The following is a 15161-nucleotide window of genomic DNA, read 5'->3' on the forward strand; positions in this document are numbered from 1 at the left end:
GGAGCTTTCATGGAAAGATTAAAAACCGAGGCGAAGGATACCTTCAGTGAATATCTGTTATTCCTTAGAAATAAAATGAAATCAATAATAATTATAACAATATTGGCAGGTTTATTAGTAGGGGGTGTGAACCGCTACATAATATCGGACTACTATTATGCCGTAACAAAGCTGCAGACCGGGATGCAGGCAGCAGATGATCTGATACGCCTTATGGAGAATAGAAATATACTGGAGAAGGTAATTCTTGAAGCAGATGCAGATCTGACCCCAGCTGAATTAAGAGAGGCCATGTACCTGTCCCTGGTAGAAAATACAAGGGTTATTGAACTTACAATATACGATTATGACGCAGATAGGGCGGTTACCCTGATTAATGCCTATATAAAAGTAATAAAGAGGGAATTTGGAGATATATTTGAAATAAAGGTTCTGGAGGAAGCCGGCCGTGCACAGGTGTTTCCCAAAGAAGATACGGTAGGGTTCGTCAGAGGAGCTTTGCTGGGGGGAGTTATCACAGTGCTTGTGCTTACTATAAGATATATAAAAGGAACCAGAATCAAGACTGCACAACAGGTAGAGGAATATCTGAGCCTGGCAGTGCTTGCAGTAGTTCCCATAACAGATGTGAAAGGAAAGCTGCGTAAGGGAGGAAGTGTAACATGAAAATTAAGAGCGGATTTTTACTGCGTGAAATAGCAGGAGCCTGGGTGGTAGTACCGGTAGGGCAGAGAGTAGTGGATTTTAACGGATTAATGAGTCTGAGTGAAAGTGGAGCTTTGCTTTGGTCTAAGCTGGAACAGGGGATAGAATCAAAGGAGGAACTGGTGAAACTTCTGAGAGAAAATTACAGTGTTGAAGCAGAGGTGGCAGCAGAGGATATTACAGACTTTATCAGCCAGATTAATGAGAGGGGATTGATAGAAGATGGCAATGAACTGGGGACAGTTAAGTGCAACGCTTACAATGAACTCTTTTAGCAATAAAATACCTTTATCCGGACAATTTGAGCTTACCACCCGCTGTAACCTGGGCTGCAGAATGTGTTATGCCTGTAACGGACTTCTGCACAGTGACTTAAAGAAGAAAGAATTAAGTGCAAAGGAATGGATCGAGATAGCCAGAGAAGCCAGGGATTCCGGTATGCTGTTTCTGCTTCTGACCGGAGGAGAAGTGTTTTTTCGAGAAGATTTTAAAGAAATATATGAAGAATTAACCAGGATGGGATTTATCATCAGTATCTATACAAACGGGACGTTGATTACAGCGGAGGTTATCAAATGGCTTAAGACCATACCTCCTTCTCAGATAGATATTTCACTTTACGGTGCTTCCCCAGATACCTATAGAAAAGTATGCGGGAATGCAAAGGGTTTTCAGCAAGCCCTGGAGGGGATTCGGTTAATACAGGAGGCAGGTATAAACCTTCAGTTAAGAACAACCATAATTAAGGAAAACAGATCGGATCTGCCTGCTATAAGGAATCTGGCAGAGGGATTTGGTTTAAAAATAAATCTGGTGGATTATATCACACCGGAAAGGGAGAGGAGGGAGATTGATACCGGGCGGTTGTCTCCGGCTGAGCAGGCGCAGTTGATTCTTGATACACAGCCGGAAACGGAGGCGGAGGCCTTTGACGAAACCGTACATATTGACAAAGAGGCTTATAGAAAAGCAACGGAGTGTTTTGATTATTTCCAGAGCAGTAATGCATTTCCCTGTAACAGCGGAAAGAACAGTTTCTTTATAACCTGGGAAGGAGTAATGGTACCCTGCTCCATAATGAATACACCCAAGACCCATCCCCTTAAAAGTTCCTTTCGACGTGCCTGGAGGGAACTGGTTCAAAAGTGCGATAGAGTTCCGGTCTGCAAGACCTGCAGTAAATGTTCCCTGAAAGGGCAATGCAAGTCCTGTCCGGGCAGACTGCTGAATGAAACCGGCAGCTTTAAAGAGCCTGCACCCTATCTTTGCGAATTGGCAAGAGAGAACAGCAGGCTGACAGAATATCAAAAAATGGAGGAAATAGTATGAAGGAATACATAAGGCCTACAATTGAAATTGTTGAATTAAGACCGGAGGAAAGATTGGCAACCTGCCATATAGGCTTGTCCGGGCCGGATCCCCTTACTTATATCTGGGAGATGATCTTCTGCAGAAAAAGCCGCTGCAAACTTGGTTATACCAGTGCAGGTGGCTGCAGCTAAGCAGCATAGTTCATAGTACATTTGCGAGGATATTTCACAATTTATATTAAGACAGTACCGCAGGCAGGTTTGCGGTATACAGGGGTGTTAGCATGAAAAGTACTTTACAGATAGCGGATATTCCTATAACTCTGGAGACTGATCTTAAATGGTCACACAGGAAATTAAACACCTTTAAACTTAGGTCTACAGGAGAGGAAATGAAGCTTACATACAGACTGGATAAAGAGATTCAGGTTCCCAAGGAGCTGATTGTTTTTGATGACAGTATAAGGTGGGTTCCTTATACAAGGGATGCTGAAAAAACAGAGCTGTATCTCTTTAACAGAATGACAGACAGTTTGTCATATAGAATGACAGCGGACAGAGATTGGAGTCAGGTGGATATTTCCTATACTCCGGAGGAGAAGAAGCCGGCAGCTTCTTTTTTAAGCACACTTGGAGAAATCGCTTTTCGCAACCGTATCTTAAGGCATAACGGACTGGTAATTCACGGTGCGGCCATAGAATATGAAGGCAGAGGGCTGATTTTTTCAGGACCCTCCGGAATGGGAAAGACCACCCAGGCAAATCTGTGGAGGAAATACAAAGGGGCTGTCATGATCAATCATGACAGGCCTGCAATCAGAGTAATACAGGGGGTTCCAAGAGTATACGGCACCCTATGGAATGGTGCAAGCAGGAAATGTACCAATAAAACAGCTGATTTAAGCGCAATCGTACTTTTGGAGCAGTCAAAAGAAAATGATATTATGAAACTAGCCGGGGAGGAAACCCTAAAGAAATTAATGCCCAGAAGTTTTCTGCCATATAACAATGAGCAGGATATGAAGCTGGCACTTAAGAATCTGGAGGAAATAATAGCTGTTACACCTGTATTTCTTTTAAGATGCAGGCCTGACAGGGAAGCAGTGGAGTTATTATACCAATGTATGAAATAAAAAGAATCAGTACGGGGGTTATGATGCCCGTCATCCGAAAATTGCTTGAAAATGATAAAAGTGTAAGGATATCTGTAACCGGAAACAGTATGTATCCCTTCCTGCGTGAGAACAAGGACAGTGTAGAGTTGATTACCTGTTCCTACCCGGAAATAAGAGCCGGAGACATTATCTTAATACAAAGAGATGACAGTGTATACGTGCTGCACCGGGTCATATTTAAGAAAAAGGAATATGTATATATAAACGGAGATGCACAAAGAAGCCTGGAAGGGCCGATTCGAAAAGATCAGATACTGGCGAAAGTAACTAAGGTATGGCGGAAGGGGGCAGAGATTCCAGTAAATAATATCCTGTGGAAAACCCTTTCCTTTTTATGGTTCTGTATGCTGCCTTTTCGTAAAACGATAATCTTCCGGTATCATAAATTTCGCAGCCTACAGCGAAAATACAGTATTTGAAGGGGCTTAAGTATACTGAAGGATTCCGGAACTTAAGGAATAATTTAAGATGCCAGATAATTGCATCATAATTAGAAGAGTGAGAGGAAATTTATGATTGAAAGGCTGCCACACTAAGCTTTCTCACTAATTTTCGTGGCGGTATCGCTGACATGGCAGCGATAGCAGTGGGTATACAGATGAATCAAAAAATACAGATTCTTAAATGGATGGGAAAGAGAACCCATCCTCATATTATTTCTCTGATAACTTTAGTGCTGGCAGGAAGTGTCTCCTCTGTTATTAAGGTGATAATGGCTTATCTGTCGAAAGATTTGATTGATTCCTTTATGGGGGGTATTACGAAAGCAACAGTACAGGGAGGAATTCTCTTTGCAGCATCTGTGCTTATTCTATTGTTTGGGAAATGGCTTATTACAGTTCTTACAGTTCATACCACCGAAAATATGACGGGAAGCTTAAAGGAAGAAGTATATGAAAAGCTTGCAAAGACTGACTGGATGGAATACGCCAGGTACCATACAGGTGATATGGCAACCCGGGTTAACGGAGACACCCAGGTTATAGTAAATGGAATAATTAATGGACTAACCAGAGGGGCAGCTTCCGTAATGGGTCTGGCAGCAGCCTTTTTTGTTCTGATGTCCTTTCATAGAGGTGTGGCTTATTTTTCTGTATTAGTAGGTCCGGTGGCACTAATTCTGGGTGCTTTTGCAGGTTCCCGTTATGTATCCGTTCATGAAGAAGCCCAGAAAGCGGATTCCAGCTACAGATCCTATCTACAGGAATGTCTGGAGCATATGCTGATTATTAAGACCTTTGGCAGAGAAGGAGAGAGCAGAGTCAAGCTGCGAGAGCTTCAGGCGGAGAAGAAAAGGCTGGCACTTAAGAGGAATTATACCTCTGCCGTTACAAATACATTAATAATGATAGGTTTATGGATAGGCTTTCTTGCAGTATTTGGATGGGGAGCTGCCTATGTGCTGGACAGCACACTGACAGTGGGCACGATTACTGCCTACATACAGCTTATCTTACAGGTAATCCTGCCTTTTATTGAACTGGCTTCTCTTTTTCCTATGATTTATTCGGCAGCCGGTTCTGCAAAGAGAATAATAGAAGTAGAGGGCTTAAGGGAGGATTTAGAGCCTGATAAGGCTGTGGAGCAGTCGGTTGCGGATGCCCCTGTCAGGGAGAAGGTAAATGGCTTTGAAAGCATTGATTTGATGGAGCTGACTTTTGCCTATACTCCTGAGAAACTGGTGCTAAAAGATATAACTTTTTCGTTAGAGGCAGGAGATATCCTGGCATTAACCGGTGCATCAGGAGAGGGAAAAACAACTTTGATCTATCTGCTCATGCAGCTGCTAAGACCAACCGGCGGGCATATATATATAAAAGACAAGGGAATTAATTATGACCTTGAGAGCTGTTACATAAGGCAGCTAATATCCTATGTACCACAGGGGAATACCTTATTTTCCGGTACAATAGAAGAGAATCTAAGGGTCGGGGACAGTCAGGCAGACAGAGAAGAGCAAAAGGAGATGTTAAAGGCTGCCTGTGCCTGGGAATTTGTAAGCGAATTACCGCAAGGCCTTGATACAAGCTTAGGAGAACGGGGAGTGGGACTATCGGAGGGACAAGCTCAAAGAATATCCATAGCAAGAGCGCTTATTCGAAAGAAACCCTTACTTATTTTAGATGAAGCAACCTCGGCGCTGGATATGGATACAGAAAGAGAAGTTATACACAATATCAGTAAATTAAGAGAAGTCAGCTGTATCATCATAACTCACAGGCTCTCAATCCTCCGGTACTGCCGCAGGGTGCTTGAGTTAAATGGCGGCAGGCTCAGAGAAAGGAGTGCAGAAGAAATTCTGTCAGAATTTAATGAAATGGCTAACGAAGTTGCAGCCACTGGAGTAATTTGATCCGTTTTTCATAAGAAGCTGTAAATTTCTTTTTATATACGAAAGGAAGAACAGACAGCTGCCGGAGATTATAGACGGCCCGGTGCAGCCAGGCAAAGGGGAGCAGCAGGGGGTACTTTCTCACATATCGGTATTGATAATGTAATTTATCGGGACTGGGAAAGAAAAATCGCAGAAGATGCACCAATTTATCTGTATTATGTCCTGCTGATTTACTTGGGGTTATATCAGATGACATGGCAGGGGTACTATTCTTCATATACAATAAGATGTGCCTGGAGGCCTCCCGTTCCTTCGTTCTCTTACCGTAAACACCGGAATTAAGGATATCTTCAATTAAGAGCTGCTGATACATGGTACTGTCAGTTGAATTCTCCTTCAGGATATAAGCCGGAACCGGAAGCTTAAAAAGCTGGTGGCATACCTGGAATATAGTTGTGGTAAACTTTTCCCAGCCATACTCTCTCATTTCTGCCAGAATATCTTCCCAGGCAAAATCATTAAGATGAGCGTTGAGAAATAAAGTAAGATCACATATTTGTCTGATACCGATACCACTAAGCATAACATGGTGAATGGTGTGAAAGAGCAAATGAAGTATCTGATCTTCTACTGAAAGAACCAGAACGGGAACTTCGCCTATATAATCATAATGAGCCTTGCTCCAGACAGTATCACTAAAATGTTTCTTATTTTCCGAGGATTCATTGATTGTCAGGATTTCATGGAGCTCTATCTCAGGATAGTCGGTATGTAAATATGCGATATGTCTTTCGCTGGCTTTTCCTTTTCGATACCCCAGGGAAGTAAGCACCTTATGTGCCTCTTGCAGATCAGCTGAATGAACCAGTACATCAGCATCCCCCATGGTGCGGAGTTCAGGGTGCGGGTAGTATTCCCTGATTATAAGTCCTTTAAGTGCAATAATGGGAATACTGGCTTCAATAAAGGCAGCAAATACCTTTTCCATCTGTTCTAGGTGCAGTATCTGAAGAGCGGCTTCTCTTAGAACTTCACATTTATAAGCCTCAGTAAAGGCAGCATCAGGCCGAAGCTCTTTGGGAAGCTCCTCAAGGAGTGGATAGATTAACGTGTGAACCTGATGTGCTTTGGCTTCTTCATATAAAGCATCCCAATCAGTTTGTTCAGGAACAGCATCAGGATGTTTACCGTATATAGCAGACGATAATAATTGAATTAAGACAGCACTGTGTTCCAACATAAATTTAAGCCCTCCCATGCATTGACAATGTTAAACATTTACAAAATTATAGCATATTCTAAAGCAGCGGGACAACCAATTAAAGCAGACAAAAAAAGCCTAAATCCTACAGGATTAGAGAATTGTAGAAACGAGATCGATTTGAGAGACTATGTTAACTGAAGGATAGAAGGAAGAGTGAAGAAAATATACCAATGAAAGGATGCCACGCCAGGATTCCTTCACTCTTAATAAAAGTGGCGGTATCGCAGGTCTGCCTGTGATATGCAGGGAGTGTAATTATGGAAGACTTAGAACAGAGAAGTAACAGGAAATGGAAGAAGCTGCTGCTGTTAATATTGTTTGCCATAGGTTTACTGGTGTTAAGTGCGTATCTTCTGGTGCATAGTTATATCAGTAAAATAAACAACAGCAGTTCACTTAAGGCAAATACACAGGCAGCAGAGACACAGGCTATGGATTTACCGGAGGACACTGACGGCACTGAACCTGATTCACCTGTAAGTGATATAGAAAATGCAGAAAACGAAATCCGTAAAAACATGGAGGCTAACAGTACTACCGTCTTATCAGACAAAAATGTATTTAATCTTTTACTGATAGGAACCGATGCCAGGGCAAAAGGTGAAAATTCCAGATCAGATGCAATGATTCTGGTGTCAATTAATAAAAAGAAGAAAACCATTACAGCTACCTCGCTGTTAAGAGATATCTACCTTCAAATACCTGGTAAGAATAATAACAGGTTAAACGCAGCCTGTGCCTTTGGAGGACCGGAGCTGTTAATGGACACCATAGAGCAGAACTTTAAAGTAGCGGTAGATCGTTATGTCTCTGTGGATTTTTATGTCTTTATGGATATAGTAGATGCTGTCGGCGGTGTAACGATAAATGTGACCAAAGAGGAAATACCCATTATCAACGATTACATAGCGGAGTTAAATCGATTGCAGGGAGAAGAGAACGGGGTAGATTACCTGACAAGTTCCGGTGAACTGAAACTAAACGGTAAGCAGGCCTTAGGTTATGCAAGAAACCGTTATATAGGAACGGATTTTGAAAGAACTGCCAGGCAGAGAAGGGTATTGGAGCAGGCCTTTAACAAAGTAAAGAAATTGAATTTATTAGAACTGAATAAATTACTGAATAAATTGCTTCCGGAGATAACCACAGATCTATCGGAGGGGGATATCTTCTCATTGATACTTTCTCTTCCGAAGTATGCCGGTTATGAGCTGAATCAATGGAGTATACCGGTAGATAATTCCTATCAATTCATGCGTATACGGGGAATGGAGGTTATAACGCTTGATTTTAACCGTAATATCGAAGCCTTAAGGGCAAAAATCTACGATGAGACAGCTCCTGTAACACAAGCCTATGCACCGGAGGAATAAGGCTGATCGATGAGGCAAAACTTTGGAGCAGACCATGAGATAGGCTGACCTTTTATCCATTTTCGTTGCAAAGCCCTCAGACAATGTTAGCCTTTCAACTAGGCACAACAGCCGCCATGTAAGTGTCATTAAGAACCCGTCAAAGGGAACTAATGTAAGCCTATATTATCTGTTTCGCTACAAGTATTATAATCTACATCTGCTGTTCTGCCGTAAGTCAGGCGACTTGACATAGAAAGAGTTATGTTATACCATAATTTATTAAATAAAAGTGGCATCCTGCAAAAAATGTAATAGAATAGTAGGAAGAAAATGAAAAGGCATATAAGAATGGATAATAATAAATTGTGGTTAACCTGGATACCGGCATTGTTAATAATGGTAATGATATTTATGTTTTCCATGGAAAACGGAAATCAATCCTCAGATCTGAGCGGTTCGTTGACGAAGTCCATGGTGGAAGCTGTAATTGATGCTATAGACCTGGAGTTAACCCAGGCAAAAGAAGCGAATATAATAGAGCTTATACATACTCCCATAAGGAAGGTAGGACATCTGACTGAATACGCCTTGCTTGGAATTGCAGTATCCTTCCCTTTATTACTGAAACACGGGTTAAAAGGAAAGCGTCGTTTTATTACAGGACTTTTAATTTGTACACTCTATGCGGCTACTGACGAAATACATCAGTTATTTGTTCCCGGAAGATCCGGTATGGTAACCGATGTGCTTATTGATGCCCTGGGGGCAGGGCTTGGAATCCTGCTGTTTCAGGGGATACACAGCCTGAAATCATCATTAAAAAAATCACATAAAATTCCTATTGACAAAGTCGTATAATAGGATTATTATAAAGACACAAAAAAATAAGGAAATTCTTCGGGGCAGGGTTAAATTCCCGACCGGCGGTAAAGTCCGCGACCTGATATACGGTTACACCGTTATCAGTTGATTTGGTGCAATTCCAAAACCGACAGTAAAGTCTGGATGTGAGAAGAAGCTGATTGCAGAATATGCATGATTCTATGTATTTAATGGCCCCGAATATTTATATTCGGGGCCTTATTTTTCTGCTTCTGAAGTTATTACTTCCTTGGAGAGAGTGTGAATAAACGAAGAAATAGTTATTCAGCACCGAACACCAGGAATTTCCTTTCCAAAAGGAGAGATTAATATGAAAATGTCGGAGAACAAAATGATGAGAGGAACCTATGAAAGAAAGAATATGTTTACTACCAAAGCAATGGTAACAGTGAGTTTATTATCTGCACTGTCCTATGTGCTGATGCTTTTGGAGTCTCCTCCCTTTATCGGATTTTTAAGACTGGAATTCAGTGATATTCCTGCGTTGCTCGGAGCTTTCTGGTTTGGGCCTGCAGCAGGTGTGGTAATAGAACTAATAAAGAACCTTATAAAAGCCATAACTGCATCAAAGACTATGGGTATAGGGGAGCTGGCTAACTTTATTGTCAGTGTAGCTTATGTAGTACCTGCAGGGCTTCTGTTCCATAAACTGAAAGGTAAATATAAATCATTTTTAGTGTTCGGAGTAGCTACAATAGTAATGACTGTTGTTGGTTTTCTCATGAACTATTTCGTTACTGTACCCATGTATGCCAGAATGTATGGCGGAATAGAAAATATCGTTGCAGCAGCAACTATGATACCTGGAATCAAGGATATGTTTACTTTAATACTTCTTGGTATTACACCCTTTAATCTGGTAAAAGGAGTCTTTCTCGGAATAGTTGGTCAACTTACTTATGAAATGTTAAAGAAGAGAATACAGCTCTAAAAAACGAAGTTCTTTTGTTACTGACTACGTTAAGAAAAGCTCTGTATGATGTTGAAATCAATTCTGAAAGAAATTAAATACAGCCCAGTATGATATTTAATTTCTGAAAGACATTAAATGCAGCCTAGTGTGATGTTAAATCTCTGAAAAGAAATTAAATGCAGCCCAGTATGATGTTAAATCTCTGAAAGAAATTAAATGCAGCCCAGTGTGATGCTAAATCTCTGAAAGAAATTAAATGCAGCCCAGTATGATGTTAAATCTCTGAAAGAAATTAAATACAGCCCAGTGTGATGTTTAATTTCTGTCAGATATTAAAAAAACTATAAGACATTAGGTGCAGACTGCCTGACGTTTAAAGCACAAACCTTAATATATCACATAAAAAGATGTACTTGCCGGCTTTGTATGCATAGTCTGAAAATTTTCAGAGTGTTTACAGGCCGGTATTTTTAGTACATTATGAAATAAAATGAATAAGCTTTTTATATATAGCTTTGTCATTGCATCATATTTAATGAATTAATGGTTGAGTATAAGATACTTATAGAAGTATATTTGCAATAGGCCTGTAATCATGGGGTTACTAGAACTAAAGCTAGTAATTACCTGTGATTTATAATTTAATGTTGTAAACATAGGTAATCAGCAGTACAATAAAAATATTGACTCATACTTGCAAGTGATTATATGATAGTAGCAAACCATTTATAATTTAGATACCAAATAGTTTAAGGGCAGGTAATAAAGCAGGTAATAAGAAGGGAACTATCTAAACGAAGCAGTTGAGTATTAAGTTGAACAGCATGTGTAACTGTAATCATAAATATGAGAGAAAAAAGTTACAGAATTCAACCGGAATAAAATAACCGCAGAAAATTATAAGGAACTGTGAGAATTTATGATAATAGAGACATATAACAGAGATGAAACCTACAGCCTGGGAAAAAGGCTGGGTGAAGAAGCAGGCAAAGGAGAGGTTTACTGTTTATCCGGTGATCTGGGAACAGGAAAAACAGTTTTTACCCAGGGTTTTGCAAGAGGTCTTGGAATCCTGGAACCGGTTAACAGCCCAACCTTTACTATTGTTTCTGAATACGAAGAAGGCAGACTGCCGCTATATCACTTTGACGTATATCGTATAGAGGATATTGAAGAAATGGAAGAGATAGGTTACGAGGATTATTTCTATGGAGAGGGTGTATGTCTGGTGGAGTGGGCAGAGCTGATTAAGGAACTGCTTCCCGATAATCCGGTCAGAATTACCATAGAAAAGGATCCGGACAAAGGATTTGATTATCGTAGAATTACCGTAGAAAACAGCAGGTAAGACATTTTTTCAATAATCTGATTGGTACGTGTGCCAGAGCACACAGATAGGAGCTGAGATGAAAATATTAGCCTTAGACAGTTCCGGACTTGTTGCTTCCGTAGCGGTAGTTACAGAGGAAAAAGTTCTTGGAGAATTTACAGTAAATAATAAAAAGACACATTCACAGACCTTACTGCCTATGGTGGATGAAGTAATAAAGATAGTAGATATGGAGTTAGAGGAACTTGATGCCATTGCCGTTGCAGGGGGACCGGGCTCCTTTACCGGACTTCGAATCGGTGCTTCAACTGCCAAAGGGCTGGCTCTTGTACTAGATATACCCATTATCAATGTACCTACGGTGGATGCACTGGCATATAATTTCTTTGGAACAGATAAACTTATCTGTCCTATGATGGATGCCAGGAGAAACCAGGTATATACAGGTCTTTATCAATGGAAGGCCGGAAACTTTACAGTGCTTCGTCCTCAGTTTGCCGCCGAGGTTGAAGAACTGGCAGCTATATTAAATGAGTATGAAAATGAGATATTGTTTTTGGGAGACGGGGTAGAAGCACAGTTGTCAAAGTTTGCTTCTTTATTGAAGGCACCTTATACCATAGCACCTATCCATCTCTCAAGGCAAAGAGCAGCAGCACTGGGTAGTTTAAGCGTAGAGTATTATAAAGCCGGACGTATTGAAAATGCAGACAGCTTTGAGCCTGAGTATTTAAGAATGTCTCAGGCAGAAAGAGAGAGAGCAGAAAAACAAGAAGGGGTGTAGTCTATGCTGATTCGTCATATGCAGGAAGAAGATATGGACCAGGTCTATGCTATAGAAAGCAATTCTTTTTCAAGGCCCTGGAGCAGAGAATCTTTTCTTCAGTCACTTCGTAATCCCAGTAACCTTTACCTTGTAGTGGAAGAAGAAGGAAGAATACTCGGCTATTGCGGCTTATGGGGAATTGTTGGTGAAGGAGAGATAACCAATGTTGCCGTTGACTCCAGATACAGGAACCAGGGGGTAGGGGAGGCCATGCTTCGGGAACTGCTCAGACAGGCGGGAGAGTCAGGGATAGATGCCTTTACACTGGAGGTGAGGCTCAGCAATATATCAGCTATTCACCTCTATCACAAGTTAGGCTTTCAGGATACTGCAATCAGGAAAAACTATTATGACGCACCAGTAGAGGATGCACTTATAATGTGGTTGTAATTCCCACTGTAAATTTTCTGGATTTCACGTTATAATAATAACAAGAAGGCGGACAAGTCGGCGGGAGGGAAGACATGGATAAAGTAAGGAAAGCACCGATAATCAGACATGACATGTTTTGTAATGTTTGTGGAAAGAAAATAGCGGTAGAAAAAGGTATAATGAAAGAAGATGTCTTTGAAGCTGCAAAAGAGTGGGGATACTTTTCCAAGTACGATTTGGAACTTCACAAATTCAATATGTGTGAAGATTGTTATGACAAATTCATTTCATCCTTTAAGATACCGATACAAAAGATTCATAAGAAAGAAGCACTATAAAGAGAGGGACAGACATACCAGGGGACAGGCATAGCCGAGCTGGGTGTCTGTTTCTTTTTTTATGTAATGGGCTTCGAGCATCAAAAGAACGGCAGGTAAGCTTTTGACATTCCTATGGAAGATTGCCACTAGCTTGACAGCGTATTATCACAATAGACTGGCATGGTCAGAGTCTAGCTGTTTTGGGATATAACGATTTGGGTTATAATACAAATATGAGATCGTTATAATAGAACAGGACCGGCAGTAATATTCCCGCGGGCTTGATTCCTTAAAAATGTTATGGTACTATTTAGGAAACACAGGCAGAAGGCTTCTGCCCATATTAAATAACTGTTTTATCAAAGCAGTAAAGCGAGGAAAATACATGTTAGATGTTTGCTTACTAGGAACCAGCGGAATGATGCCTTTGCCAAACAGATGGCTGACAGCATTAATGACCAGATACAATGGTTCCAGTCTACTGATAGACTGTGGTGAAGGAACCCAGATTGCAATAAAAGAAAAGGGATGGAGTTTTCATCCTATCGATATTATATGCTTTACCCATTATCATGGAGATCATATCAGCGGATTACCCGGGCTGCTCCTTACAATGGGAAATGCAGACCGAACCGAGCCGGTTACCATGATCGGGCCAAAGGGATTGGAAAGAGTAGTAAGTGCCTTAAGAGTAATTGCACCGGAGCTTCCCTTTGAAATTAACTTTATAGAGATAAACGGTGCAGAAGAAGAATTCCGAATCAATGGATATGTGATACAGGCCTTTAAAGTTAATCACAATGTATTATGTTACGGCTATAATGTGCAGATTGAACGTGGCGGCAGATTCTTCCTTGAGAAAGCAACAGAGAATGGGGTGCCGCAAAAATACTGGAACCGGCTGCAAAAAGGAGAGACGGTAGAAGCAGAGGATGGAATTTTTACCCCTGAGATGGTATTAGGTCCGCCAAGAAAAGGAATTAAGTTAACCTATTGTACCGACACCAGACCTATCCCCTCCATAAGTGATCATGCCATGGGGGCAGACCTGTTTATCTGTGAAGGAATGTATGGTGAGAAGGATAAGGAAAATAAGGCGGCGGAACATAAGCATATGACCTTTTATGATGCCGCGAGACTGGCAAAAGCAGCCAATGTAAAGGAACTTTGGCTGACTCATTACAGTCCGTCTTTAATAAGACCCGAAGAATTTATGGCCGATACCAGAGCTATATTTCCGGAAGCAAAGGCGGGAACTGACAAGAAAAGTATCACGCTGGAATTCGATCCGAATGAATAACTAGAACTAAAACAGTGTACTGCAATACCTAGGTATAGTACTGCTCTGATTACCTTTATACAATTCCGGTTGAACCTAAGCATAGCACAACTACGACTGGGTTTGCCTGCATTGCATATGAAAAGCTATTCCAAAATTATGAACAGCATTAAATGGACGAAGCAGTAGAAGCTTTTACAGAACATTAGAATACCAGATATGATTCTTATATAACAAAATCAATAAAGTTGGAAAGGAATTGCTCCAAGAGCAATCTGTTAAAAATGGAAAAAGACATATTAATTCTGGCTATTGAATCCTCCTGTGATGAAACAGCAGCAGCTGTAGTAAAGAACGGAAGAACGGTCTTATCAAATGTGATATCCTCCCAGATAGCACTTCATACCCTGTATGGAGGGGTTGTCCCGGAAATAGCCTCCAGAAAGCACATAGAAAAAATCAATCAGGTAGTGAAAGAAGCGTTGAAGGAAGCAGAAGTGACTTTAGAGGACATAGACGCTATTGGTGTAACCTATGGACCCGGACTGGTTGGAGCCTTGCTTGTAGGAGTAGCAGAAGCAAAGGCAATCAGTTATGCCGCTAAGAAACCCCTGGTAGGGGTACATCATATTGAAGGGCATGTTTCTGCTAATTTCATAGAACACCCAGACCTGGAGCCTCCTTTCTTATGTTTGATCGTATCAGGAGGACATACTCACCTTGTAATTGTAAAGGATTACGGGAAGTATGAAATCATCGGCAGGACCCATGATGATGCAGCCGGCGAAGCCTTTGATAAGGTTGCCAGAGCAATAGGACTTGGTTATCCTGGAGGACCCAAGGTGGACAAGCTTGCAAAAGAAGGAAAGAAAGATGCCATTGCCTTCCCAAGGGCCAACATAGCAGATGCTCCTTATGATTTTAGTTTTAGCGGAGTGAAATCTGCAGTTCTGAACCACTTGAATTACTGTGAAATGAAGAAAGAAGAAATAAATAGAGCAGATATAGCAGCGTCCTTCCAGGAAGCTGTGGTAGATGCGCTGGTTACCAAGACACTGGCAGCAGCAAAAGATTTTAAGCTAAAAAAGGTTGCCC

At 41.1% G+C, this 15161-nt stretch carries 17 protein-coding genes and 1 riboswitch (1 of these 18 running past the window's edge); of the genes, 16 read left to right on the forward strand and 1 reads right to left on the reverse strand.

The window, feature by feature from the left end:
* Positions 1–9: 9 nt before the first annotated feature.
* The 7 genes from BR73_RS0104155 to BR73_RS27085 all read left to right on the forward strand — a co-directional run bounded on the left by BR73_RS0104155 (position 10) and on the right by BR73_RS27085 (position 5543).
* The gene (locus tag BR73_RS0104155; RefSeq protein WP_033164522.1) at positions 10–666 is read left to right on the forward strand and encodes a hypothetical protein; all 657 of its coding nucleotides are present in this window, start codon (positions 10–12) and stop codon (positions 664–666) included.
* Entirely contained in the window at positions 663–980 is a 318-nt protein-coding gene (locus tag BR73_RS0104160) for a PqqD family protein (RefSeq protein ID WP_051684954.1), read from the forward strand. The genes BR73_RS0104155 and BR73_RS0104160 overlap by 4 nt, the downstream gene beginning before the upstream one ends.
* Positions 928–2034 (forward strand): radical SAM protein, encoded by a 1107-nt coding sequence (locus BR73_RS0104165; RefSeq protein WP_033164523.1) that lies wholly within the window; start codon positions 928–930, stop codon positions 2032–2034. Before BR73_RS0104160 ends, BR73_RS0104165 begins: the two co-directional genes overlap by 53 nt.
* On the forward strand, positions 2031–2207 hold the full coding sequence (locus BR73_RS28625; RefSeq protein WP_156034585.1) for a hypothetical protein: 177 nt from the start codon (positions 2031–2033) through the stop codon (positions 2205–2207). Before BR73_RS0104165 ends, BR73_RS28625 begins: the two co-directional genes overlap by 4 nt.
* Before the next feature lie 92 nt (positions 2208–2299).
* A complete protein-coding gene (locus BR73_RS27080) occupies positions 2300–3148 on the forward strand; it encodes a hypothetical protein (RefSeq protein ID WP_051684956.1) in 849 nt (282 codons plus the stop codon).
* On the forward strand, positions 3136–3609 hold the full coding sequence (locus BR73_RS0104175; RefSeq protein WP_033164524.1) for a S24/S26 family peptidase: 474 nt from the start codon (positions 3136–3138) through the stop codon (positions 3607–3609). Before BR73_RS27080 ends, BR73_RS0104175 begins: the two co-directional genes overlap by 13 nt.
* 152 nt (positions 3610–3761) lie before the next feature.
* Positions 3762–5543 (forward strand): ABC transporter ATP-binding protein, encoded by a 1782-nt coding sequence (locus BR73_RS27085; RefSeq protein ID WP_051684957.1) that lies wholly within the window; start codon positions 3762–3764, stop codon positions 5541–5543.
* On the opposite strand, the gene BR73_RS0104185 is transcribed toward BR73_RS27085, so the two are convergent.
* Positions 5512–6765 (reverse strand): nucleotidyltransferase family protein, encoded by a 1254-nt coding sequence (locus BR73_RS0104185; RefSeq protein WP_033164525.1) that lies wholly within the window; start codon positions 6763–6765, stop codon positions 5512–5514. The genes BR73_RS27085 and BR73_RS0104185 overlap by 32 nt on opposite strands.
* Positions 6766–7046: 281 nt before the next feature.
* Between BR73_RS0104185 and BR73_RS27090 the strand changes: the two genes are divergently transcribed.
* The 9 genes from BR73_RS27090 to tsaD all read left to right on the forward strand — a co-directional run.
* On the forward strand, positions 7047–8162 hold the full coding sequence (locus BR73_RS27090) for an LCP family protein (protein ID WP_051684958.1): 1116 nt from the start codon (positions 7047–7049) through the stop codon (positions 8160–8162).
* A gap of 330 nt (positions 8163–8492) precedes the next feature.
* A complete protein-coding gene (locus BR73_RS0104195) occupies positions 8493–9002 on the forward strand; it encodes a VanZ family protein (RefSeq protein WP_051684959.1) in 510 nt (169 codons plus the stop codon).
* A gap of 31 nt (positions 9003–9033) precedes the next feature.
* A riboswitch (FMN riboswitch) is annotated at positions 9034–9165 on the forward strand.
* A 171-nt stretch (positions 9166–9336) separates the two neighbouring features.
* Positions 9337–9957: an ECF transporter S component gene (locus BR73_RS0104200; RefSeq protein ID WP_081848537.1), complete on the forward strand. Its 621-nt coding sequence runs from the start codon at positions 9337–9339 to the stop codon at positions 9955–9957.
* Positions 9958–10858: 901 nt separating this feature from the next.
* Positions 10859–11287 (forward strand): tRNA (adenosine(37)-N6)-threonylcarbamoyltransferase complex ATPase subunit type 1 TsaE, encoded by a 429-nt coding sequence (gene tsaE, locus BR73_RS0104205; RefSeq protein ID WP_033164526.1) that lies wholly within the window; start codon positions 10859–10861, stop codon positions 11285–11287.
* Between the two features lie 58 nt (positions 11288–11345).
* A complete protein-coding gene (gene tsaB, locus BR73_RS0104210) occupies positions 11346–12053 on the forward strand; it encodes a tRNA (adenosine(37)-N6)-threonylcarbamoyltransferase complex dimerization subunit type 1 TsaB (protein WP_033164527.1) in 708 nt (235 codons plus the stop codon).
* 3 nt (positions 12054–12056) lie between these two features.
* The gene (gene rimI, locus BR73_RS0104215) at positions 12057–12485 is read left to right on the forward strand and encodes a ribosomal protein S18-alanine N-acetyltransferase (protein WP_033164528.1); all 429 of its coding nucleotides are present in this window, start codon (positions 12057–12059) and stop codon (positions 12483–12485) included.
* A 74-nt stretch (positions 12486–12559) separates the two neighbouring features.
* On the forward strand, positions 12560–12805 hold the full coding sequence (locus BR73_RS0104220) for a hypothetical protein (RefSeq protein WP_033164529.1): 246 nt from the start codon (positions 12560–12562) through the stop codon (positions 12803–12805).
* Positions 12806–13172: 367 nt separating this feature from the next.
* On the forward strand, positions 13173–14087 hold the full coding sequence (locus BR73_RS0104225; protein ID WP_033167074.1) for a ribonuclease Z: 915 nt from the start codon (positions 13173–13175) through the stop codon (positions 14085–14087).
* A gap of 263 nt (positions 14088–14350) precedes the next feature.
* Positions 14351–15161 carry the 5' portion of a tRNA (adenosine(37)-N6)-threonylcarbamoyltransferase complex transferase subunit TsaD gene (gene tsaD, locus BR73_RS0104230; RefSeq protein WP_033164530.1) on the forward strand. Its footprint extends 212 nt past the window's final position, so the window shows 811 of its 1023 coding nt (coding positions 1–811); it begins with the start codon at positions 14351–14353; the stop codon falls past the right edge of the window.

Origin of the sequence: Clostridium sp. KNHs205 (assembly GCF_000702945.1) — a bacterium.
GTDB lineage: Bacteria > Bacillota > Clostridia > Lachnospirales > Lachnospiraceae > Anaerocolumna.

What these genes read in the sequence shown, in the direction of transcription:
- BR73_RS0104155 (WP_033164522.1), top strand. Translation starts at nt 10, where the DNA reads ATGGAAAGATTAAAAACCGAGGCGAAGGATACCTTCAGTGAATATCTG.
- BR73_RS0104160 (WP_051684954.1), top strand. Translation starts at nt 663, where the DNA reads ATGAAAATTAAGAGCGGATTTTTACTGCGTGAAATAGCAGGAGCCTGG.
- BR73_RS0104165 (WP_033164523.1), top strand. Translation starts at nt 928, where the DNA reads ATGGCAATGAACTGGGGACAGTTAAGTGCAACGCTTACAATGAACTCT.
- BR73_RS28625 (WP_156034585.1), top strand. Translation starts at nt 2,031, where the DNA reads ATGAAGGAATACATAAGGCCTACAATTGAAATTGTTGAATTAAGACCG.
- BR73_RS27080 (WP_051684956.1), top strand. Translation starts at nt 2,300, where the DNA reads ATGAAAAGTACTTTACAGATAGCGGATATTCCTATAACTCTGGAGACT.
- BR73_RS0104175 (WP_033164524.1), top strand. Translation starts at nt 3,136, where the DNA reads ATGTATGAAATAAAAAGAATCAGTACGGGGGTTATGATGCCCGTCATC.
- BR73_RS27085 (WP_051684957.1), top strand. Translation starts at nt 3,762, where the DNA reads ATGGCAGCGATAGCAGTGGGTATACAGATGAATCAAAAAATACAGATT.
- BR73_RS0104185 (WP_033164525.1), bottom strand. Translation starts at nt 6,765, where the DNA reads ATGTTGGAACACAGTGCTGTCTTAATTCAATTATTATCGTCTGCTATA.
- BR73_RS27090 (WP_051684958.1), top strand. Translation starts at nt 7,047, where the DNA reads ATGGAAGACTTAGAACAGAGAAGTAACAGGAAATGGAAGAAGCTGCTG.
- BR73_RS0104195 (WP_051684959.1), top strand. Translation starts at nt 8,493, where the DNA reads ATGGATAATAATAAATTGTGGTTAACCTGGATACCGGCATTGTTAATA.
- BR73_RS0104200 (WP_081848537.1), top strand. Translation starts at nt 9,337, where the DNA reads ATGAAAATGTCGGAGAACAAAATGATGAGAGGAACCTATGAAAGAAAG.
- tsaE (WP_033164526.1), top strand. Translation starts at nt 10,859, where the DNA reads ATGATAATAGAGACATATAACAGAGATGAAACCTACAGCCTGGGAAAA.
- tsaB (WP_033164527.1), top strand. Translation starts at nt 11,346, where the DNA reads ATGAAAATATTAGCCTTAGACAGTTCCGGACTTGTTGCTTCCGTAGCG.
- rimI (WP_033164528.1), top strand. Translation starts at nt 12,057, where the DNA reads ATGCTGATTCGTCATATGCAGGAAGAAGATATGGACCAGGTCTATGCT.
- BR73_RS0104220 (WP_033164529.1), top strand. Translation starts at nt 12,560, where the DNA reads ATGGATAAAGTAAGGAAAGCACCGATAATCAGACATGACATGTTTTGT.
- BR73_RS0104225 (WP_033167074.1), top strand. Translation starts at nt 13,173, where the DNA reads ATGTTAGATGTTTGCTTACTAGGAACCAGCGGAATGATGCCTTTGCCA.